Genomic DNA, 22,372 nt, shown 5'->3' with positions numbered 1-22,372 from the left:
ACTACACGCACAATGACCGTTGCCCAGGCGGTCGTGGAATTCCTGGGCCGCCAGTACACGGTGGATTCCATCGGCGGCACGCACTACCGCGAACGGCTGATTCCGGGCATGTTCGGGATTTTCGGCCACGGGAATGTTGCCGGGGTGGGCCAGGCGCTGAAGCAGTGGCAGGCCAAGGACCCGAGCCTCATGCCGTACTACCAGGGCCGCAATGAGCAGGCCCAGTCGCACCAGGCCGTCGCCTACGCGCGGCACACCCGCCGGCGCGCCACCTACGCGGTCTCCACCTCCATCGGCCCCGGGTCCTCCAACTTGCTCACCGGTGCGGCGCTGGCCACCGCCAACCGCCTGCCGGTGCTGCTGCTGCCTTCGGACACCTTCGCCACCCGCGCCGCGGACCCGGTGCTCCAGCAGCTGGAAATGCCGCACGGCTACGACATCACCGTCAACGACGCCTTCCGCCCGCTGTCCAAGTACTTCGACCGGGTCACGCGACCCGAACAGCTGGCCAGTGCCTTGCACCACGGGTTGCGGGTGCTCACCGACCCCGCCGAAACCGGAGCGGTGACCATCTCCTTGCCGCAGGACGTGCAGGCCGAGGCCTTCGACTTCCCGGAAGAGCTCTTTGCCGAGCGCGAGTGGAAGATCCGCCGCCCGGCACCGGAATCCGAGGACATCGCGGCCGCCGCGGCGATGATCCGCAAAGCCAAGCGCCCATTGATCGTCGCAGGCGGCGGCGTGCTGTATGCCTACGCCACCGAGGAGCTGGCCGCCTTCTGCGAAGCCACCGGCATTCCCGTGGGCAATACCCAGGCCGGGGTGGGCGTGCTGCCGTGGGATTCCAAGTACTCCCTGGGCGCCATTGGCTCCACGGGCACCACCGCGGCCAATGCGCTGGCCGAGCAGGCGGATCTGGTCATCGGCATCGGCACCCGCTATGAGGACTTCACCACCGCCAGCCGCACCGCATTCCAGAACCCGGACGTGAAGTTCGTGAACATCAACGTCGCCGCGATGGACGCCTACAAGCACGGCACCGTGCTGCCGGTGGTCGCCGATGCCCGCAAAGCGCTGATCGCGCTGCGCGAGGCGCTGACCGGATACCGGGTCGAGGGGGCCCTGGAAGTCCAGGCCGCCACCGAGAAGCAGCGCTGGGACGCGACCGTTGATGCGGCCTTCGCCGAGCGGCTGAGCCCGCTGGTCAGCCAGAACGCCATCATCGGAGCGGTGAACCAGGCCATGGATCCGCGCGATGTGGTGGTCTGCGCCGCCGGCTCGCTGCCCGGGGACCTGCACAAGATGTGGCGGGTCTCCGACCCGTTCGGCTACCACGTGGAATACGGCTTCTCCTGCATGGGATACGAGATCGCCGGCGGGCTGGGCATCAAGCGCGCCGCCCTTGCTGAAACCGCGCGAGGCTCCGAAGAGTCCCGCGACGTCGTGGTGATGGTGGGTGACGGCTCCTACCTGATGATGCACACTGAGCTGGTCACCGCCGTGGCCGAAGGCCTGAAGCTGATCACCGTGCTGATACAGAACCATGGCTACGCCTCCATCGGAGCCCTGTCCGAATCACTGGGCTCCCAGCGTTTCGGCACCAAGTACCGCACGCTCGATGCCCAGCGCCACAGCTTCGATGATGGTGCGACCTTGCCAGTGGACCTGGCTGCCAACGCCGAGTCGCTGGGCGTGAAGGTCATCCGGATCGAGCCCGGGCCCCAAGCCATCGATGAGCTCTCGGCGGCCATCGCCCAGGCCAAGGCCGCGCCCGAGGGTTCGGGACCGATCCTGATCCACATCGAATCCGACCTCTACGCCGATGCTCCCTCCAGCGAGTCCTGGTGGGATGTGCCGGTCAGCGAGGTCGCCGAGCTGGACTCCACCACCCAGGCCCGCAAGACCTACGCCGAGCACAAATCCCGCCAGAAGCCCCTGCTGGGCTAGGCGCACCGCACCAGACCAACTCGAATACCGAAAGACGTGAACCCATGACTGCTACCGCTACCGAAGTCACCGAAATCCTGCACTACATCAACGGCAAGCCCAGCGCCGGCACCGGCACCGCCACCCAGCCGGTCTACAACCCGGCAACCGGAGAAATCACCGGCCAGCTGCACCTGGCCAGCGGCGAGGACCTGCAGCAGGCTGTGGCCGTGGCCAAGGCCGCCTCCGAAACCTGGGGCGAAGTATCGATCGCCAAACGCAGCAAGATCCTCTTCCGCTTCCAGCAGCTGCTCACCGAGCACACCGGCGAGCTGGCCCGCATCGTCACCTCCGAGCACGGCAAGGTCCTCTCCGACGCCGCCGGCGAGATCAGCCGCGGCATCGAAGTGGTGGAGTATGCCTGCGGCATCTCCCAGTCGCTGAAGGGCGAATACTCCGACCAGGTCTCCACCGGCATCGACGTGTTCTCCTTCCGCCAGCCGCTGGGCGTGGTCGCCGGCATCACCCCGTTCAACTTCCCGGTGATGGTGCCGCTGTGGATGGCCCCGGTGGCCATTGCCACCGGCAACGCCTTCATCCTCAAGCCTTCCGAGCGCGACCCTTCGGCCGCCTTGCTGATCGCCGAGCTGTTCAAGGAAGCCGGCCTGCCCGACGGCGTTTTCCAGGTGCTGCACGGCGGCAAGGAAACCGTGGACGGGCTGCTCACCCACCCGGATGTGGATGGCATCTCCTTTGTCGGTTCCACTCCGATCGCCAAGTACGTGCACGAAACCGCCACCAAGCACGGCAAACGCGTGCAGGCCCTGGGCGGAGCGAAGAACCACGCGGTGATCATGCCCGATGCCGATATGGACTTGGCCGCCGACCACATCAACGCCGCCGCTTTCGGCTCCGCGGGCCAGCGCTGCATGGCCATCTCCGTGGCCGTCGCCGTGGGCGATGCCGCCGATGGCCTGGTGGACAAGCTCGCCGAGCATGCCCGCAACGTCAACGTCTCGAACGGCTTCGATGAGACGGCGGATATGGGACCGGTGATCACCCCGGCCTCGAAGTCCCGCCTGCAGAAGATCGTTGGCGAGGCGCAGGAAGCTGGCGCCGCGCTGGTCATCGACGGACGCGACCTGGTGGTCAAGGACCACGAGAACGGGTTCTTTGTCGGCCCGACCATCATCGACAAGGTCAGCCGCGAGATGAGCGCCTACACCGAGGAGATCTTCGGCCCGGTACTGGTGGTGCTGCGCGTAGACAGCCTGGAAGAAGCCATCGAAGTGGTCAACGCGAACCCCTACGGCAACGGCACGGCCATCTTCACCTCCTCTGGCGCCCACGCCCGCACCTACACCCGCCGCATCCAGGTAGGCATGGTCGGGGTCAACGTGCCGCTGCCGGTGCCGGTTGCCTGGCACTCCTTCGGAGGCTGGAAGGACTCGCTGTTCGGCGAGCACCACATCTACGGCCCGGACGGCGTGCGCTTCTACACCCGGGGCAAGGCCATCACGCAGCGCTGGCCGGAGCCGGCCCAGGGCACGGCCGCCACCTTCAACTTCCCCTCCAACTAGGCACCTTGAACAGAAGATAAGGTACGCACCATGGCACAGAACATCACCATCGGGACTGCCCCCGACTCCTGGGGAGTCTGGTTTGCCGATGATCCCCAGCAGACACCCTGGCAGCGCTTCCTCGACGAAGTGGCTGAAGCCGGCTACAAGACCATCGAACTGGGTCCCTACGGGTACCTGCCCACCGACCCCGCGCAGCTGGCCGACGAGCTGGCCGCCCGCGACCTGAACGTCTGCGCCGGCACCGTCTTCACCGCCTTCCACCGCGGCATCGACGGCAGCGCCAGCGCCTGGGAAGAAGCCTGGGAGCCAGCCCGCAAGGTGGCCGAGCTGACCGCCGCCATGGGAGGCGAGCATATTGTGGTGATCCCTGCCATGTGGCGCGACGACGTCACCGGCCAGGCCATCGAATCGGGCACCCTGGACGGTTCGGCCTGGGATTCGCTGGCCAAGGGCCATGACCGGCTGGGAAGGATCCTGCAGGAGGAATTCGGCCTCAAGCAGCAGTTCCATTCCCATGCCGACTCCCATGTCTGCGGCCAGGGCGACATCGAGAAGTTCCTTGAGCTCACCGACCCGCAATTCACCACCCTGTGCCTGGATACCGGACATGCCGAATACGGTGGAGCTTCCAGCGTGGATTTGATCCGCCGCTTCCCGGAACGCATCGGGTACCTGCACCTGAAGCAGATCAACCCGGACATCCTGGCCACGGTCCGCGAACAGGACATGACCTGGGCCGCGGCCAACTTGGCCGGGGTGATGTGCGAACCGCCTTCCGGGTTGCCTGACCTCAACGAGGTCTTGAAGGAAGTGGAGAAGCTGGGCCGTCCGATTTTCGGAATTGTCGAACAGGACATGTACCCGGTGGCCGACTTCTCGGTGCCGCTGCCCATCGCCACCCGCACCCGCGACTACCTGCTCAGCTGCGGCTCGCGCAGCCGCGTCTAAGAAATCCCCACCTAGCCAAGAATTCTTGAAAGGACATATCGTGCCAGATAACCTGCGCGTCGCCGTCGTTGGAGCCGGGCGCATGGGCGCCGACCACATACAGCGGATCCACCACCGTATTTCCGGAGCCGAAGTCGCGGCCGTTGTCGATATCGACACCGACCGGGTCGCTGCGGCCATCGACGGGATCCCGGGTGCCAAGGGCTACGCCGACCTGTCCGCGGCGCTCGCCGGCGGCGAGGTCAACGCGGTACTGCTGGCGACCCCCGGCTTCCTGCACCACGATGCATTGCTGGCGGTGCTCGAGGCAGATATTCCGGTGCTGTGCGAAAAGCCGCTGACCCCCGATGCCGCTTCCTCCTGGGAGATCGTCGAGGCCGAGGCCAAGCTGGGCCGCAAGCGCATCCAAGTGGGCTTCATGCGGCGCTTCGACGCCGAGTACCGGCAGCTGCGCCAGCTGATCGAGGACGAGAGCCTGGGTGAATTGCTGGTGCTGCACCACCAGCACCGCAACCCCTCCACCCCGGAGGGCTTCACCAATGAGATGCTGATCAACGACTCGGTGGTCCACGAATTCGACGCCATCCGCTACTTCACCGGTGACGAGATCACCTCGGTGCAGGTGCGCTTGGGCAAGGCCACCCGCAATGCTCCCAACGGCCAGCACGACCCCCAGCACGTGCTGCTGGAAACCTCGACCGGAGTGCTCGCCGACGTGGAGATCTACGTCAACGCGAAGTTCGGCTACGAGGTGGCGACCCAGGCTTCCTTCGAGGAGGGCATCGTGTCCATCGGCAATGACGCTGGACCGTATGTGCGTACCGCCGGGCAGTGGGGCGGCAAGGTCACCCCGGGCTTCGAGGAGCGTTTCGGCGCCGCCTACGATACCGAAATCCAGTCATGGGTGGACGCCGCGCTGCGAGGCGAATTGGGCGGGCCCAGCGCCTGGGACGGCTACGCCACCGCGGCCTGCTGCGAGGCGGGAGTCGAAGCCCAGCGCACCGGCGAAAAGGTGGCAGTCAAGCTGAACAGCAAGCCGGATCTCTACAGCTAAGGGCATCATGAAATACGCACTGGACCCGACCCCGTTCCATTCCACCCATTCGCTGCTCCAGTTCCCGGAACTGGCAGCGGAGCTGGGCTATGACAGCATCCAGCTGACACCGCATGCGGACATGATTCCGTTCTTCACCCACCCCAAGGCCGACGATGACCTGGTCGCGCAGCTCGCGGCCCGTTGCCGGGCTTCCGGGGTGGAGATCGCTTCGGTGCTGCCGGTACTGCGCTGGGCCTCGCCCGGTGAGAATTTGCGCCAGGCCGCGGTGCGCTACTGGAAGCGCGCCATCCAGATTGCCGTGGATCTCGGCGTGAACCAGATGAACACTGAATTCTCCGGGCGGCCGGAACGCGCCGAGGAGTCCGAGGCGGCGTTCTACCGCTCCATGGAAGAGCTCGTGCCAATCATTGAGCGCGAGGGCATCAATGTGGCCATTGACCCGCATCCGGATGATTTTGTCGAAGAAGGCCTGGCCGCTTGGCGGGTGATCCGCGGGGTGAACTCGCCGAATCTGTCCTTCGTCTACGTTGCTTCGCATTCCTTCCACATGAAGGACAAGCCGCTGGATATCATGCAGGCAGTGGGAGAGCGGCTGCGCGTGGTGCACGTGGCGGACACCATGAACCATCATGCCTCGCACGGGTTGCGCTACATCACCAACCCGCCGGGCAATGCGGTGCGCGTGCACCAGCATCTGAAGCTTGGCGATGGCGACGTGAACTGGGACGAATTCTTCTCCGGCCTCGTGGCCAACGGATTTGCCGACCGCCAGGACAGCGTGATGGTCTCCTGCGTTTTTGCCGAGAACGAGAACGCCGTAGCAGTCGCCAAGTACCAGTTGGAGCAGATGCGCAGCCGCGTTGACGCTGCCCGTGCCGTGCGCGCCTAGCCAAACCGGCTTCCCGAGCCGAATTGCAACATGACGAAAGCCGAATCCGCAAGGGTTCGGCTTTCGTCGTCCTGCCAGGGGCCATCCTGCGCAGAAGGCGGATCCAGCAAGAGCCGCAAAATGCCGTGATGATCTGTGGGCATGGTCCCGGGAAGTGGCGGACCGGGAGGCTGCGGCAGTCCAAAAAGCAGTATCCGCCAGGACAAAATGTCCAAGAATGCTTGCCCAGAAAACACTGATGACGTATTGTCCTTACATAAGGGCTGTGAAGCCCATCACTTTCAATTATCGACGGGGCCGGAATAATGCTCAATGGCCCCCGCCGCACCGAGTGGAGGAAGCCGGATCGCAGTTGATCCGATGGATGGCCGCAGGCCAGCCACGCTTCCACCCGGGCAATCCAAAGGAGTCCCCATGTCCAGTGCGCAGAGTGCTTCTGCAGAGTCGAGTCTGCCGCCCCTTAGTCCGGGCCCCCATGCAAAACGTCTCGGTTTAATCTCCATCGTTGCCTGTTTCGGCGGCCTGCTTTTCGGCTATGACACAGGTGTTGCCAACGGTGCTGAAGGCCCGATGGCCGCCGAGCTGGGCCTGAATCTCCTGCAGATTGGCGTGGTGATCAGCTCGCTGGTCTTCGCCGCCGCAATTGGCGCACTGGTCGGTGGGCAGATCGCTGACGTGTGGGGCCGGCGGAAAACCATCATCATGCTGGCAGTCCTCTTCTTCGCGGGAAGCCTGCTGGTTGTCTTTTCGCCTGCTGGACCGGAACTGGGAACGTTCTCGCCCTTTGGCTACAGCGTGCTGATTGCCGGACGCATCATGCTCGGATTGGCCGTCGGCGGCGCATCTACGGTCGTACCGGTATACCTGGCTGAACTGGCACCGTATGAAATTCGCGGCTCGATCACCGGCCGCAATGAGTTGGCCATCGTCTCGGGCCAGCTGGCCGCCTTCGTCATGAACGCGATCATTGGAACCGTTCTGGGCGGGACCGTGGATGGCATCTGGCGTATCATGTTCGCGATTTGCGCCTTGCCGGCATTGGCGTTGTTCTTCGGCATGCTGCGCATGCCTGAATCCCCTCGCTGGCTCGTGGAAAAGCGCCGCTATGCCGAGGCGTTGCGGGTGCTCAAGACCGTGCGCTCGCCTGAACGCGCACTGGCCGAAGTCCACGAGATCGAGATTGTCGCCGACGAGGAAAAGCTGGCTAACAAGCCGGTGGGCATCAAAGCGGTGCTGAAGAACAAATGGCTGATGCGCATCATCGCCATCGGCATCGGCGTTTCCATGACTCAGCAGCTCACGGGCATCAACTCGATCATGTACTACGGCACGCGCGTGCTGGAAGAATCCGGGATGTCAGAGCAGCAGGCAGTACTGGCGAATATCGCCTTTGGCGTGGTTGCTGTCATTGGCGGAATTATCGCCCTGCGCAACATGGACCGCATGGACCGCCGCAAGACGTTCCTGATTGGCCTGTCGCTGACCACCACCTGCCACCTGCTGGTGGCTATCGCGGGCATGCTGCTGCCAGTTGGCAGCCCGATCCGGCCAGTGGTGATCCTGATCCTGGTGGTTGCCTTCGTGATGTCCATGCAGACATTCCTGAACGTGGCCGTCTGGGTATGGCTGGCTGAAATCTTCCCGCTGCATATGCGCGGACTGGGCATTGGCATCTCGGTGTTCTTCGGCTGGACGACCAACGGCGTGCTGGCGCTGTTCTTCCCATCGCTGGTCTCCGGGATCGGGATTACCGGGTCCTTCTTCATCTTCGCTGGCATCGGTGTGCTGGCACTGTTCTTCGTAGCCACGCAGGTGCCTGAAACCCGTGGACGCTCGCTGGAAGCGCTGGAAGAGGATGTTTCCACCGGAGCGATCTACCACGTCAAGCCTGTGGTCAACGCCTGAATCCCGGCGCATCGCTGAGCTGGCAAGCCCAGCCCCCGCCGCATGGCAAGGGGCTGGGCTCGCCGCTATGCCCGGGGCCTTGCCGTGCTGCCTCGCACTACCAGCTGCGGGGCATGGGTGCTGGAAGCGCCCGGGGCGTTCAGGGCCGCGTGCATGGCGGCTTGGGCCAGTGCCGCGACATCTTGCCGAACGCTGGTCAGATCGGCGTGCGCCAGCCTGGCGAATTCACTGTCGTCATAGCCGACCAGGCAGATCTGTTCGGGAACATGCAGGCCGGCAAGGTCGATTGCTTGGCGGGCGCCGAGTGCCGCACGGTCATTGAAGGCCAGTACCGCTGTGGCGCGTTCGGCTGGGGGAGTTGCTGCCAGGTATTCGCGCAGGACCGTGAAAGCGGTGGCGTCATCGGGGCCAGCTGGGAGCACTTGGCCGTGCGCGTTGGCGCGGGCGGCGGAGTCGGCAAAGGCATCGCGCCGCTGTTGTGCCGCGATGGCAGATCCGCCATCCAGATGCAGCAGCCGGGTGTGGCCGAGCTGGGCCACATGGCGGACGGCTTGTTCAACGCCGGCAGCCTCGTTGGTAATGACGGATGGGATGCCGTCAATCGTGCGCAGCAGGCTGATTATGGGAAGCTGCTTGGAGGCGTGGACCAGTTGAGCCGGCGGAAGTTCCGGGAACAGGCCGATCACCGCTTCGACTCCCGCATCGATCAGCGTATTGAGCACTCGGCGTTCATCGCGGTGCTTGCCGGTAGCGCCCAGGATGATCTCGAAGCCGTTCTGGTCTGCCTGCTCGTACAGGGCATCGGCCAATTCCGCATGCAACGGTTCTCCCAGCGCCAGGGCCAGACCGATGGTCCGGCTGCGGCTGCTGCGCAGCGACCGCGCGCGCGAATCCGGGCGGTAACCCAACTCCGCGGCCGCCTGCTTGACTCGGGACCGGGATTCTTCGCTGGCACCCTCGGCACCGCGCATGACAATCGAGGCCAGCGCTACCGAGACCCCAGAGGCGCGGGCGACGTCGGCCAGTGTGGGGCGTTTTGCAGGGGGTGTCGGCATGGGCGGAACTTTCTTCTAGAACGTTATAGACAGTTGCTATCCAGTGTGCCATGATTTTCCTGAACACTAAATCTAGAACGTTCTAGGAGAGACTTCATGGCTTACCAGACCCTGCCAGAAACTTCAGTAAAGCCGCTGCGCCTGGCCGTTATCGGTACCGGGTGGATCGGAGCATTCCACGCCCGCACCGTGGCGCAGCATCTGCCGGATGCGCTATTGCATGTCATAGCGGACCCGGCGCCGGGCCGGGCCGCTGAACTGGCCGCTGAGCTTGGTTGCCCGAACTACACCGAAGACATCGCCGACGTGCTTGCCGACGACAGCGTGGACGCCGTGGTTATCGGGGCGCCTTCGAGCTTCCATGCCGGCTTGATCGCCCAAGCCGCCGCAGCCGGAAAGCACATCTTCTGCGAAAAGCCGGCAGCGCACGCGTTGTCGGACTTGGACGCCGCGCTTGACGCCGTGGAGGCTTCCGGGGTGCTGCTGCAGATCGGTTTCAACCGGCGCTTCTCCCGGGACTTCGCCGTTGTGGCGGAACAGGTGCATTCCGGAGTTATTGGCACCCCGCAACTGCTGCGCTCGCTGACCCGGGATCCAGAAGTGGCCGGCGGGCTGCCCAACGCGGCAAAGATCCGTTCCCACGTCATTTTCACTGAAACCCTGATCCACGATTTTGACACCCTGAACTGGTTGAACCCGGGAGCCGAAGCAGTGGAAGTCCACGTCATGTCCGATGCGCTGGTGGCCCCTGAGCACCGGGGCTCCGGTTTGCTGGATACCGCCGTGGTGAGCCTGCGCTACTCCAATGGGGCAATCGCCGTGGCCGAGGCGAACTTCTCGGCCAGCTACGGCTATGACGTGCGCGGAGAAGTCTTCGGTTCAAAGGGCATGGTGCAGGCAGGCAATCCGGTGCAGCTGGCCGCGGCCAGCTTCGACAGCCAGGGAGCGCATGCGCCAACCGAACGGTTGAACATCGAGCTATTCGCCCAGGCCTACCGCGAGCAGCTCTCGGTCTTCGCCCGCAAGATCCGGGGCTTGCGCGAGGATACGGCTGATGCGGCCCTGGCGGTCCCCACCGGCGCCGACGCCCGCGCAGCCCTGCGCATCGCACTGGCGGCCTTGGAATCCGCAGAATCCGGGCTGCCGGTCAAGTTGGAATCCGCCACCCGCCTTGCGGTGAACCCATGAACGGGCAACTGGCGGTCTGTGCCGAAATGGTCTTCCTGGACCTTCCGCTGATCGACCGGGTGAAGCGCCTGGACGAGGCCGGCTTTGAAATAGAACTCTGGGATATCCGGGGCAAGGACCTGCCGGCGTTGGCGGCCACCGGCGCCCGTTTCGGCTCCATGACAGGCTACAGCGCTGGCAGCCTCTGCGATCCGGACAGCGCGGGCGAAGTTGTTCGCACCGCCAAGGAATTGATCCCGGCAGCCCAGCAGCTGGGCATCCACCGGCTAGTTGTGCATCCGGCCCAGCTCGTTGACGGGCAGGCGGCCAGCCCGCAATTCCGGGCTACCGGAGAGATGTGGCTCACCGCAGCGCGAACGCTGGAAGCACTGGGCCGCATCGGCGAAGAGCACCAGGTCACCTTCATGCTGGAGAACCTGAACACGATCCTGGATCACCCTGGAATCCCGCTGGGACGCGCCAAGGACACGATGTCCCTGGTCAAGGCCGTCGGGCACCCGAACGTGAAGATGATGCTGGACCTGTACCACGCCCAAATTGGCGAGGGGAACCTCATCGAACTGGTGCGCTCGGCGCTTCCGCACATTGGGGAAATCCAGGTCGCAGACGTACCCGGACGGTGCGAGCCGGGCACCGGGGAGATCAACTATCTGGCCGTCGCCCGTGTGCTGGCCGAGCTGGGTTATTCTGGCCCGATCGGCATGGAGGCCTACGCCAGCGCAGATTCCGAAGGAGCCATCGCGGCCTTTGCCCAGGCGTTTTCACCGCTGTCCAAGCCCGTGGCGCGCTAGCATCATGCACCGAGCATCGGAATGAGAGTCTAAAGCCCAGTGGCGGCAGCAGGAAAACCTGCTGCCGCCACTTGGCGTGCGTTCCGAGAAGCTACGCGCCAGCGCCGAAAGGCAAGCGCGAATCCATGCTCTGCGAATCCCAAGTCTGGCGGATCCAGCCGTGGTGGGGATCATCGCTGATCAGCCAATCGCGCACCCGCCCCGGGCCGGCCATGACGTTCAGGTAGTAGAGGTCGTATCCCGGCCCGGCCATGGCCGGACCATGCCAGCCGTAGGGGACCAGGACAACGTCCCCGGTGCGGACCTCGGCATTTACATCGATGGGGCGTTCATCCGAAGCATAAACGCGCGCGTAGCCGATGGGATCGCTTGCCGCCTCGGCGGGCATGCCCTGGGCTAGCTGCGTCTCGAAGTAGTAGATTTCCTCGAGGCTGGTTTCGCCTTCCTTCTCCTGATCATGCTTATGCGGAGGGTAGGAAGACCAGTTGCCCGCCGGAGTGATGACTTCGCAGACGATGAATCGGTCCGCTTCCAGGGCGGCCGGGGTGCCGAAGTTGTGGACCTGGCGGGAGCAGTTTCCTGCGCCGCGCAGCTCCACAGGGGTCTCTTCTGCCCTGATCAGCCGGGTCGGGTAGGACTGCTTGGCCGGGGCCAGTGCGACGGCGACCCGGCCCCCTTTGGCGGAGCTGATGGACAGCGCCGTGTTGATGCCGGTGTAGAGGACATCAGCAGGTCCAGCAAAGACTGATTCGCGACCCTTGAGAACATGTTCGGTTCCTGCCATGGCGACAGTGAATGATTCGCCGCTGAGCGGGACCACGATCCGTTCTTCGCTGCAGGCCTCCAGTTCAACTGTTTGGCCAGGGGCCAGCTCAGCTACCTTGAGTCCGGTGTGTGCCCAGCCGTCTATGGAAACGGCTGAGTCATGGGCACCGAGCGAGATGCTCCATTCTCCGTTAGCGGCCGAACCTGCAGGGTAAATCCAATCGGTCATCAGTCGATCCTTTCGACGGCGGGGGACAGGTGCCTAGCGTTGTACCAAGGTCATTTCAAAACTGTAGGCGTCTGCTCGATAAACATGGGAGCCGGTTTCCACGTTGCGCCCAGTGTCATCCACCGCGGTGCGCTGCATGGTCACCAGGGCCGAACCGGCCGCTGTGTCCAAGGTCTTGGCCTGGGCTTCATCTGCGGTCGTGGCCCCGATGCGCTGCTGGGCCAGGCGGAAGTTCACCCCTGCTTCGCGCAGGAGCTCGTAGAGGCCATGGGCCTGCAAGGACTTTTCGTCCAGCTCGACAATGTCGTCGCGAACCCAGTTCTCCATGAGGGCCAGCGGGCTGCCTCCGGCAGAACGCAGCCGGGTGAAGTGGTAGACAGAGACGTCCTTGGGCAGCGAAAGAAGATCCTGGATCTCCGGCGGAGCGGGAATGTGCTCGAAGCTGAGCAGGGTGGTAGAAGGCTTCTTCCCGGCGCGCTCAAGGTCGTCATTCAGGCTGGACAGCTCAAGATGCCGGCGGATCTGGCTGGAAACAACCTGCGTTCCCACACCGCGCTTGCGCACCAGCAGGCCGGACTGGACTAGGTCATCCATGGCCTTGCGAATGGTGGGCCGCGAAAGCCGCAGCCGCTGGGCCAGCTCGATTTCATTTTCCAGTCGAGTGCCCGAGGCCAGCGAACCGTCGCGGATCGCGCCTTCGATGCCTTGCGCTACCTGGTGGTAGAGGGGAATTGGCGAAGATCGGTCGATCTTGATGCTCAGTGGTGTGCTCACAGCTGCTCCTTGCCGGCGACTTTGTCATGATATGTCGCTTTGACAGGACAAACTATATATGAAAGTTCACGATTTGGGCATCCTTTGGCTGGAAATCCAATCATTCCAAAGCATTCTCCACGCAAGTTGGTGATCCCAGCGGGGTTGCCAACCGCGGGGTTCGAGTCAGACATGAGGTCCGACAAGGGGAATTGGACAACAGGTTGGATTGTCCAATTGTCCAGATAAAAAATTCGGCAGATTCCATTGCCCGAGGATTCCAGTGGCACATATGGTTTTTTGGAACGGTCCAAGACTTGAGGTGAGCCGCGGCGGCCACAGGGAATCAAGGCGTTAAACGCCGCAGACAGGAGAACATCATGAATGAACAGCGCAGCATCGGCGTGGGGCTGATCTCGGTGGGATGGATGGGCAAGCTGCACGCTCGCGCCTACAGTTCGGTGCCCTATGCTTATCCAGAGCTGGGCATCAAGCCAAGACTGGTCATAGCCGCGGACACCGAGCAGTCGCGAGTCGACTTCGCGATCTCAACACTGGGCTTCGAGCGCGGAACACTGGACTACCACCAGGTGCTAGCCGATCCCGAGGTGGATGTCGTCTCGATTTGCGCTCCGAACTTCCTGCACGCCGACATGGCGATCGCCGCAGCGGAGGCCGGCAAGCACTTCTGGATCGAAAAGCCCGCCGGCCGAAGCCTGGCCGAAACGCAGGCTATCGAGCAAGCCGCCATCCGCAATGGCGTGGTCACCTCGGTCGGGTTCAACTACCGGCATGCGCCAGCTATCGCACGCGCCCGCCAGCTGGTGCAAGAAGGCCGGCTGGGATCCATCGCGAATGTCCGCGCCAGCTTCCTTGCCGGATATGCGGCAGACCCCCGGGCCGCTCTGTCGTGGCGCTTCAACCGGGAGCTGGCCGGCAGCGGGGTGCTTGCTGACCTGTTCAGCCATGCAGCTGATCTATGCAGCCATGTTGTCGGCCACATCCAGGGCATTTCCGCATCCACCAATGTCATGATCCCGTCCCGGCCGAAACTATCCATGGGCCAGGGCACGCATTTCGACCTGATCGAAGGCGGTGAGCAAGGTGAGGTCGAGAATGAGGACTACGCCGCAGCGTTGGTGCGTTTCAGCCCAGAAGGCGTGGCGGACCGCGCGATCGGAACTATCGAGGCATCCCGGGTGGCTGTGGGACCGCAGTGCGGTTACCGACTGGAAATCTACGGCATGGAAGGTTCGGTCAAGTGGGATTTTGAACGCATGAATGAACTGGAAGTCGTGCTCGGTCGAGACAATGAAGAGCAGGGATTCACGACGGTGATCGGCTCGCCAAAGCATGGCGAATACTCCCGGTTCCAGCCAGGCCCAGGGAACGCGATGGGCTTTGACGACCTCAAGACCATCGAGGCCAAGAAGTTCCTGCTGGCTGTCGCCGGTGGCGAGAAAACGAACTCCACCATCGCCGATGCGGTGGCGGCAGCCGCAGTGGTCGAAGCGGCCGAAGCATCTGCCGCAAGCGGCACGTGGCAGGCGCTGGATGAGCCGGTGCGCGCTGCGAGTGTGCAATACTGACCGCCATGCCTAACTCGTCGCGCCGCCGCCCCACGATCCGGGACGTCGCCAAGCATGCCGGGGTCTCAAAATCCTTGGTCTCCCTGGTGCTCTCGGATCCTAGCAAGGTCAGTTCGATGCGGCGTTCGCTGGTCGAGGACTCCATCCGCGAGTTGGGCTATCAGCCCAACCTGGCAGCGCGCTCGCTTTCGGCCGAGAACCGGCATGCCATTGGCGTCGTCCTGGGGGAACTGCATAATCCCTGGGTTCTGAGCGTCGCGGAAGTGGTTCGCGAACAGTTGCAAGCAGCAGGGCTTGACGTGCTGTTCAGTGCGGCCGCGATCCACGACGGGCAGGGCGTTGGGCCCGCGGAACTGCAGACCTTGCGCGATTTGCGGGTCAGCGGAATTCTCGTCGTCGGATCAGCCGATGACGCCGTCAGCTTCGAAGCCGCCTTGGGTGAGACTCCCGCTGTATTTGTTGGCGGCGGGCGCCAGGCCCAATCAGGCACTGGCGCGGTTTCGGTTAATGATGAGCAGGGCTTCGGTTTGGTGATTGACCACTTGGTCGATTGCGGAAATGCGCGGATTACCCATATAGCCGGTGGCGCTGGTCCGGTTTCTGCGACGCGCGAAGCTGCCTATCATCGGGCGATGCTGCGCCATGGCTTGCGCCAGCATGTACAGGTGGTGGAAGCCGGGCCAACGATTCAGGCCGGGCATGAAGCCGTAGCGCGGTTGCTGGCCTCGGGGGCACGGCCTGAATCGCTGGCTTGTTTCAATGATCTTTCCGCCATTGGGGCGCTGCAGGCTCTGGATGAGGCTGGCGTGTCTGCGGCGGTGACTGGCTACGACAATATTTCCCTATCGTCGCTGGGAAGAATTTCGCTGACCAGCATCGGCTCGGATTCGGAAGATCTCGGTCGCAGCAGCGTGCGGCTGCTGCTCCAATTGATGCGGAATCCGGAAGGAAAATTTGCACGTCAGTTGATGATTCCACCGCGGCTTATCGTGCGCTCCTCGTCGCCGCTGCACCGTTGAACCCTGTGAAAGCGGCGTTTCGCCGTGCTTGTCGAGGTCGGCAAATTACTCGTCTTCACATCCTTATGTCTTAACAAAGTCTTGACGGATCGCTTTTCGTCACGCACACTTTAGGCATCTTGTGATTCAAGTCACGGAACATCTTGTTAAGGCGGCCCGCCCCAGGGGACAATCGGGGTGCGCCGGGGATTCCTGAAGGGGAAACGAATATGGGAAAGCCAATTTGGCGCAAACTCGCAATCACGCTCGCCATCATTCCAGCATTGGGGCTGGCGGCTTGCTCGTCCACTGGCGGGCGTGCACCGGAACCGGAAAGCAATGCCGGTGGCGGTGCGGTGGCGGCTACTGACCGCATGAAAATCGCGGTCATCACCCACGCGGCTCCAGGAGATACCTTCTGGGACATTCTTAGAAAGGGCGCTGAAGAAGCTTCGGCCAAGGACAACGTAGAACTCCAGTATCTGAGTGATCCTGATGGCGGACGCCAGTCCCAGCTGATCGAGCAGGCTATTGACCAGGGCGTCGACGGCATCGCCGTGACCCTGGCCAAGCCCGACGCCATGGCTGGAGCGCTAGGCAAGGCTGCCGATGCCGGGATCCCCATTGTCAGCTTGAATGCCGGTGAAGCCCGATTCAAGGATCTCGGAGCATTTGCCCACTTCGGTTCCAATGAGCAGCTTGCAGGCCAGGCCGCTGGCGAAAAGCTGAAGGAGGCGGGAATCAAGAAGCCGATATGCGTCATCCAGGAACAGGGGCACGTTGGGCTTGAAGCACGTTGCGCCGGCGTGAAGAAAATCGTCCCAGACACCGAAATACTCTACGTGCAGGGCACTGACATGACCCAGGTTGAATCAACGGCAACCGCAAAGCTCCAAGCCGATAAGCAAGCCGACGCGATCATCGGCCTGGGCGCACCCATCACGATGACACTGCTCAAGGCTAAAGCCACGGCGAAGTCCGAGGTCGAGGTAGCTTCCTTCGACATGAACTCGCAGTTGGTTGAAGAAATCACCAAGGGCAATGTGATGTTCACCGTTGACCAGCAGCCTTGGTTGCAGGGCTACATGGCAGTTGATGCGCTGTGGCAGAACAACCGTGGCGGCTTCACCATCGGCGGTGGACAGGCGACGTTGACCGGCCCGGCTGTTGTAGACAAAGCCGTCGCTGAGCAAATTACCAGTTTCGCCCAAGAAGGCGTCCGCTAGCCACATCCCCTCGGCGCGCGCCTGATCTGCCGGTAGCGGCGATCCGGCGCGCAGCCTGGACACGGAGGAAATCCCATGTCATCTATAACAGCTTCACCCTCTCAAAAGAGAAAATCTCCGGCTCTGGACGAGCGCGTCGGCAAGAAAAGCGCATTGTCTATCCTTCTGGGCCGTCCGGAGATCGGTGCTCTCGTGGGCGCCATCGCCCTCTTCGTATTCTTCGCCGTCGTCGCTCCGGTCTTCCTGGCTCCCGCATCCTTGGCCACCGTCCTCTATGGGGCTTCGACCATCGGCATCATGGCCGTTGGCGTGTCACTGCTGATGATCGGTGGCGAGTTCGACCTATCCACCGGTGTGGCCGTCATTTCTTCGGCGCTCAGTGCATCGATGATCTCCTGGTACTTCGGTCTCAACGTCTGGGTCGGCATTGCCTTGGCCCTGGTCGTCTCGCTGCTGATCGGTTTCATCAACGGAATCATCCTGATCAAGACCAAGCTGCCATCCTTCATCGTGACGCTGGCCAGTTTCTTGATGCTCACCGGCCTGAATCTGGGCCTGACGCGAGCCATTGGCGGCTCGGTGTCCTCTCCATCTATTGCGGATATTGAAGGATTCCAGAGCGCAAAGGCGGTCTTTGCCTCTTCAGTCAATATCGCCGGGATCGACGTCAAGATCACCGTGTTCATCTGGATCGCCATGGTGATCATCGCTTCCTGGATCTTGCTCCGAACCAAGATCGGGAACTGGATCTTCGCCGTAGGCGGGGATGAGAAGGCCGCTCGCGCCGTCGGCGTTCCAGTGGTCCGCACCAAGATCGGACTCTTCATGGCCGTTGGATTCTGCGGCTGGGTGCTGGGCATGCACAACCTCTTCGCCTTTGACTCGGTGCAGTCCGGCGAAGGCATCGGCAATGAATTCCTCTACATCATTGCCGCGGTCATCGGCGGCTGCCTGCTCACCGGCGGTTACGGTTCAGCCATTGGCGGCGCTATCGGGGCGTTCATTTTCGGCATGGCGAACAAGGGCATCGTGTACGCGGAATGGAATCCGGACTGGTTCAAGTTCTTCCTTGGCCTGATGCTGCTCTTGGCTACGGTGGTCAACATCGTGGTGAAAAAGCGTGCGGAATCCAGCAAGTAGGAAGCCAAGGACAAAAATCATGAAGACTCGCAAGAATAAAAAGACCGAAGACCTGCTCGAGAAGCTCGAGCCCAAGATCAGCGACAACCTGCTGACCCTCAAGGGAGTTGGCAAGCACTACGGAAGCATCATCGCCCTGCGCGGTGTCGACATGGTGGTGGATCCGGGCAAGGTCACCTGCGTTCTCGGGGATAACGGCGCCGGCAAGTCCACGCTGATCAAGATCATCGCCGGCTTGCACCAGCACGATGAAGGAGAGTTCAGTTTGCATGGCTCGGCCATCAAGCTCAAGAGTCCCCGCGTCGCACTGGATGCCGGCATCGCCGCGGTGTACCAGGACCTGGCGGTCGTTCCTTTGATGCCGATCTGGCGCAACTTCTTCCTCGGCTCGGAACTGACCACCGGGGTTGGGCCGTTCAAGAAGCTTGATGTGCAGAAAATGAAGGACATCACCAAGCAGGAGCTCTCCGACATGGGCATTGATCTGCGTGACGTCGAGCAGCCGATCGGCCAGCTGTCCGGCGGTGAACGCCAGTGCGTAGCCATCGCTCGCGCGGTATATTTCGGAGCCAAGGTCCTGATCCTCGATGAGCCCACCGCCGCCTTGGGCGTCAAGCAGTCCGGCGTGGTGCTGCGCTACATCCTCCAGGCGCGCGACCGCGGGTTGGGTGTCATCTTCATTACGCACAACCCGCATCACGCGTATCCGGTAGGGGACTCGTTCCTGTTGCTGAAACGCGGCCGCTCCATCGGGTACTACTCGAAGTCGGAAATCACCGTCGAAGAGCTGACCGCCCAGATGGCCGGTGGCGCTGAACTCGCTGAACTGGCTCATGAGCTTGAACAGCTTGGTGGACATGATGAAGAGCTGGCAGAGGCAGAGGCGGGCGCGAACTCTCAAGCAACAGCCTGACCCAACCGCAGCTAAGGCCTGGGCTTCTTCGCGATGGTGAAGAAGCCCAGGCCTTAGCTGTCCCATTGCTTAGAGCGAGTAGTCAATCATTTCACTATGGCCAGTAGCGATGGAACGCACCGCGGCCTGGGCGATGGCCTGGGATTTGAGCCCCTCACGCAACGTGACAGGTACTTCCCGGTCTTCGTCCAGTGCCTGAACGAAGGCTCCCAAGCTGGCGGCATAGGTTGGCTGGACCCTGTCGAACCAGTTGCCGTGCAGCCCGTGGGATTGCGCGTGCTGCCCCTGGAACAGGCTGACGTGCCCCGAGGGTTGCCGTTCAGATGCGGCCATGGCTTCAGACCCCAGCGCTTCGATGCGTTCGTCATAGCCATAATTCGTATGGCGCACACAATCTATTTGGGCCATCGCTCCACTAGGGAACTGCAGCGAACTGATCGAAGTGTCCACATCGCCAAATTCCGCAATCTCCGGGGCGGACAGGGCCGAGCCGAAGGCGTGCACCTGCAGGGGATCCTGGCCTGATATCCAGCGTGCCAAATCATAGAAGTGCACGGCCTGATCGCGGAACTGGCCGCCAGAATTTTTCAGGTAATCCAGTGGTGGCAATGCTGGGCCACGCGAAGTCAACTGGAGCAAAGCCAGATCGCCGATTCGCCCGGAGTGCACGAGCTCCTTGAGCTCTGCGTGAGCGCGATCGAAGCGCCGGTTGAAATTGACCATGGCCTTGATTCCTGAACGTTCAACGTAGGCTACCGTCGCCTTTGCCGTTTCCAAGTCGAGGTCGATTGGCTTTTCGACGAGAGCCGCCAGGCGCGCATCGGCTGCAAGGCGGAGGTTCTGGGCGTGGGAATCCGTTGATGACGCGATGAACACTGCGTCCAGGCCGTCATTGCCGAAAATCTGGTCGAGCGTTGCTGCTGCCTTGGCGCCATGTCGCGAGGCCAGAGCAGCAGCTCGCTGAGGGTCAATGTCGTAGACCAGTTTAAAGTCGATCTCCGGGTGTGCGGCCAAGTTGTGTGCATGCACCGAGCCGATGAAGCCGGCGCCGATCAGGGCGAATCTTTGCATTGAAGGCACCTCGTAAAGTTGGTTGAAGTCAGGAGACCATGATGTCCAGAAGATTGTGCATGGTGCTGGCAACCTTGTGGAAGTCGTGCTCATTGGCGCGGTCAGAGAACATCTCGGAAACCCACCAGCCGTCATAGCCGGTGGACTTGATCGCGTCCACCCACTGCTGCAATGGGATGGCGCCACCGCCGATGACGACATTGCGGTGCACGTCCTGGGCCGGAACCTCATGGCGCCGATCCAGATCCAACCCGTCGGAAATATGGGCCGCCTTGATCAGTTCCTTGGGCAACGCGGCCACTTCTTCCAAGGTGTCCCCGACGGTCCAGAAATGCCAGGTGTCCAAGGCGATGCCAACGTTCTCGCGGCCGCAGCGCTCAATAATTTCCAGGGCTTGCCGACACCGATTGATATTGGACCAAGCCAGCGGTTCCAAGTAGATCTCCAGCCCGTGCTCTGCGGCGATCCCGGCGGCAGCAGATACATTATCGGCGGCAATGGCCATGGCTTCCGGTTCCGAGAGGCCGAGTGTCCCGCGGTAGCGATCATCAGATGCTGCGAGTTTTCCGGACTTTAAATCCTTGACCACATTCCAGTCCACTGGCCCGGTGCACATTTGCAGGATCGGTGCGCCGACCACTGTGGCGATTTCGGCCATCCGCCTGACTTCCCGGAGCATGTCATCCCGTGCGGTGCCTTGGCGTTCAAGGTCAAGGACTGCGCCGATTCCTGTCACTTCAAGGCCCGTGAGCATTTCTGGAAGCGTGTGCACAGAAAAGCCGGCATCAAGATAGCGATAGAGTTTCGGGCTTTGCAGCTCGATGCCGCCGAATCCGGCCGACCGTGCCGTTGCAATGTCGGTGGCAACATTCCCGTAGAAACTTGTTGTGACATTCATGGACAGTTTTGCCATTGGTCCTCCTTGGCGTGTGGAATGCATGCGTGGAAACAAAATGTACAGTTGTCAGTACAAAGGTGCTTCCAAGATCATATGCCCACTGCTCCCCGGAAAGTAATACGCTCGGGCAAATTCTCCATGAGTTTTTTCCGAGCCGCCGCTAGGCTGGTCTGCGAGTGCAGGATACGTCTGTTCATCACCGGTTTTTCAATGGTTCAAGGCGAAAGTGCGTTATATACCTTCAAGGGAATGCAGTAATCCGGCTCGCTGATTGACTGGATATTCGCCCGCGACAGTGGCTGTTTCGAAGGTGTTTGCAATAATGACCGTTGTGAACATTGCTCAGCCCGGTGAAGGGCGCCCAGGAAACCGGCCCCCGTCGATGGCGGATGTGGCGGCCTTGGCCGGGGTGTCCCATCAGACGGTTTCCCGCGTGCTCAACGACCATCCAAACGTCAGGGCGGGAACCCGCGACCAGGTGCTGGATGCCATCCGTCAGCTGGGTTATCGCCGCAACCGAGCCGCGCGGGCACTGGCCACATCGCACTCGAGCACTATCGGCATTCTGACCATCGGCAGCGAATTCTTCGGACCTCAATCCACCGTGCTGGCCATCGAGGCCGCTGCCCGTGCGCAGGGATATTTCGTGACCGTTACCGCACTGGATCGCTATGACGCGCACAGCGCGAGCGAAGCCCTCAGCCACCTGGTGGACCAGGGCGTTGATGGCGTGGTGATGGTTGCGCCCTTCGAAAAGGTGATCGATGCCCTGGATGATGCTGCGCTGACGATTCCAGTGGTGGTCGTGGCCGCTCGCACCGAGGTTCCCGACGCGGATCCGGCGCATTACGTGTACATCGACCAGCGTGAAGGCGCGCGCTTGGCCACTGGTCATCTTCTGGCCCTGGGGCACCGCAAGATCGTCCACGTGTCCGGGCCGACCGGCTGGTTCGACGCCACCGAACGGCAGATCGGCTGGCGGGAAAAAATGCTGGAAGCCAAGGCCCCGATTGTTGAGGTGCCAGCTGAATCCTGGCAGGCCCAGAGCGGCTATGAGGCAGGCCAGCGTCTGGTTGACCCGATACGCGCCGGCGAAGTTACGGCAGTATTCGCAGCGAATGATTACCTTGCCACCGGTGTTCTGCGTGCTTTCTGGGAAGCCGGGCTGGAAGTGCCCAATGACGTTTCGGTTATCGGTTTCGACGACCTGCAAATCTCCAATTTCCTGATCCCTTCGCTGACCACGGTTCGCCAGCCTTTCCGCGATGTCGGCCATGCTGCGCTGATGGAATTGCTGGAAGGCGCCACGGCTGACAGGGTCCCGAAAGTGATTGCGCCAACGCTGGTAATCCGGGCGAGTACCGCACCGCCCAACGCCCGCTAGCCAAGCGCTTCATTCCCCGAGTCCGGGATCCGGTATTGCGGATCACAAATTGTTAGCGCTAACATTG

At 62.3% G+C, this 22,372-nt stretch carries 19 protein-coding genes; 14 read left to right on the top strand and 5 right to left on the bottom strand.

Annotated features, from left to right (window positions below; translation table 11 throughout):
• Positions 1-12: 12 nt before the first annotated feature.
• The 6 genes from iolD (at position 13) to ACWICV_RS14155 (ending at position 8,305) form a co-directional block, all read left to right on the top strand.
• On the top strand, positions 13-1,944 hold the full coding sequence (gene iolD, locus ACWICV_RS14180; protein WP_454091273.1) for a 3D-(3,5/4)-trihydroxycyclohexane-1,2-dione acylhydrolase (decyclizing): 1,932 nt from the start codon (positions 13-15) through the stop codon (positions 1,942-1,944).
• A gap of 44 nt (positions 1,945-1,988) precedes the next feature.
• Positions 1,989-3,503, top strand: coding sequence for a CoA-acylating methylmalonate-semialdehyde dehydrogenase (locus ACWICV_RS14175; protein ID WP_105656546.1), 1,515 nt, complete (start codon positions 1,989-1,991; stop codon positions 3,501-3,503).
• 30 nt (positions 3,504-3,533) lie between these two features.
• Entirely contained in the window at positions 3,534-4,454 is a 921-nt protein-coding gene (locus tag ACWICV_RS14170; protein ID WP_105656545.1) for a sugar phosphate isomerase/epimerase family protein, read from the top strand.
• Positions 4,455-4,494: 40 nt separating this feature from the next.
• On the top strand, positions 4,495-5,508 hold the full coding sequence (locus ACWICV_RS14165) for a Gfo/Idh/MocA family protein (protein ID WP_105656544.1): 1,014 nt from the start codon (positions 4,495-4,497) through the stop codon (positions 5,506-5,508).
• 7 nt (positions 5,509-5,515) lie between these two features.
• Entirely contained in the window at positions 5,516-6,400 is an 885-nt protein-coding gene (locus ACWICV_RS14160) for a sugar phosphate isomerase/epimerase family protein (protein WP_454091193.1), read from the top strand.
• A 414-nt stretch (positions 6,401-6,814) separates the two neighbouring features.
• Positions 6,815-8,305: a sugar porter family MFS transporter gene (locus tag ACWICV_RS14155; RefSeq protein ID WP_105656542.1), complete on the top strand. Its 1,491-nt coding sequence runs from the start codon at positions 6,815-6,817 to the stop codon at positions 8,303-8,305.
• Positions 8,306-8,370: 65 nt separating this feature from the next.
• Here ACWICV_RS14155 and ACWICV_RS14150 read toward each other — a convergent pair whose 3' ends face one another.
• The gene (locus ACWICV_RS14150) at positions 8,371-9,360 is read right to left on the bottom strand and encodes a LacI family DNA-binding transcriptional regulator (protein WP_105656541.1); all 990 of its coding nucleotides are present in this window, start codon (positions 9,358-9,360) and stop codon (positions 8,371-8,373) included.
• 96 nt (positions 9,361-9,456) lie between these two features.
• Between ACWICV_RS14150 and ACWICV_RS14145 the strand changes: the two genes are divergently transcribed.
• A complete protein-coding gene (locus ACWICV_RS14145; protein WP_105656540.1) occupies positions 9,457-10,548 on the top strand; it encodes a Gfo/Idh/MocA family oxidoreductase in 1,092 nt (363 codons plus the stop codon).
• Positions 10,545-11,339: a TIM barrel protein gene (locus tag ACWICV_RS14140; protein WP_105656539.1), complete on the top strand. Its 795-nt coding sequence runs from the start codon at positions 10,545-10,547 to the stop codon at positions 11,337-11,339. The genes ACWICV_RS14145 and ACWICV_RS14140 overlap by 4 nt, the downstream gene beginning before the upstream one ends.
• A gap of 91 nt (positions 11,340-11,430) precedes the next feature.
• On the opposite strand, the gene iolB is transcribed toward ACWICV_RS14140, so the two are convergent.
• Complete coding sequence (iolB, locus tag ACWICV_RS14135; RefSeq protein WP_105656538.1) at positions 11,431-12,333, bottom strand: 5-deoxy-glucuronate isomerase; 903 nt, start codon at positions 12,331-12,333, stop codon at positions 11,431-11,433.
• A gap of 33 nt (positions 12,334-12,366) precedes the next feature.
• Positions 12,367-13,107 carry a GntR family transcriptional regulator gene (locus tag ACWICV_RS14130; protein ID WP_105656537.1) on the bottom strand — a complete coding sequence of 247 codons (741 nt, stop codon included), beginning with the start codon at positions 13,105-13,107 and terminating at the stop codon, positions 12,367-12,369.
• Positions 13,108-13,466: 359 nt separating this feature from the next.
• On the opposite strand from ACWICV_RS14130, the gene ACWICV_RS14125 reads away from it, so the two are divergent.
• The 5 genes from ACWICV_RS14125 (at position 13,467) to ACWICV_RS14105 (ending at position 18,952) form a co-directional block, all read left to right on the top strand.
• Positions 13,467-14,675, top strand: a complete 1,209-nt coding sequence (locus ACWICV_RS14125; RefSeq protein ID WP_105656536.1) for a Gfo/Idh/MocA family protein — start codon at positions 13,467-13,469, stop codon at positions 14,673-14,675.
• 5 nt (positions 14,676-14,680) lie between these two features.
• The gene (locus tag ACWICV_RS14120) at positions 14,681-15,694 is read left to right on the top strand and encodes a LacI family DNA-binding transcriptional regulator (RefSeq protein ID WP_454091194.1); all 1,014 of its coding nucleotides are present in this window, start codon (positions 14,681-14,683) and stop codon (positions 15,692-15,694) included.
• Between the two features lie 209 nt (positions 15,695-15,903).
• Positions 15,904-16,899: a substrate-binding domain-containing protein gene (locus ACWICV_RS14115; RefSeq protein WP_105656534.1), complete on the top strand. Its 996-nt coding sequence runs from the start codon at positions 15,904-15,906 to the stop codon at positions 16,897-16,899.
• Between the two features lie 75 nt (positions 16,900-16,974).
• A complete protein-coding gene (locus ACWICV_RS14110; RefSeq protein ID WP_105656533.1) occupies positions 16,975-18,039 on the top strand; it encodes an ABC transporter permease in 1,065 nt (354 codons plus the stop codon).
• 19 nt (positions 18,040-18,058) lie between these two features.
• A complete protein-coding gene (locus ACWICV_RS14105) occupies positions 18,059-18,952 on the top strand; it encodes an ATP-binding cassette domain-containing protein (protein ID WP_105656532.1) in 894 nt (297 codons plus the stop codon).
• A 69-nt stretch (positions 18,953-19,021) separates the two neighbouring features.
• Here ACWICV_RS14105 and ACWICV_RS14100 read toward each other — a convergent pair whose 3' ends face one another.
• Together ACWICV_RS14100 and ACWICV_RS14095 are read right to left on the bottom strand one after the other, a co-directional pair.
• Complete coding sequence (locus ACWICV_RS14100) at positions 19,022-20,023, bottom strand: Gfo/Idh/MocA family protein (RefSeq protein WP_105656531.1); 1,002 nt, start codon at positions 20,021-20,023, stop codon at positions 19,022-19,024.
• A gap of 28 nt (positions 20,024-20,051) precedes the next feature.
• Positions 20,052-20,936, bottom strand: coding sequence for a sugar phosphate isomerase/epimerase family protein (locus tag ACWICV_RS14095; RefSeq protein WP_105656530.1), 885 nt, complete (start codon positions 20,934-20,936; stop codon positions 20,052-20,054).
• A 307-nt stretch (positions 20,937-21,243) separates the two neighbouring features.
• Here ACWICV_RS14095 and ACWICV_RS14090 point away from each other — a divergent pair, with 307 nt between their 5' ends.
• Entirely contained in the window at positions 21,244-22,305 is a 1,062-nt protein-coding gene (locus tag ACWICV_RS14090) for a LacI family DNA-binding transcriptional regulator (protein ID WP_105656529.1), read from the top strand.
• Positions 22,306-22,372 lie beyond the last annotated feature (67 nt).

Source organism: Glutamicibacter sp. NPDC055354 (assembly GCF_053644955.1).
Note: the sequence above shows the minus strand (reverse complement) of the source record. Positions and strands in the feature narration are given on the sequence as shown.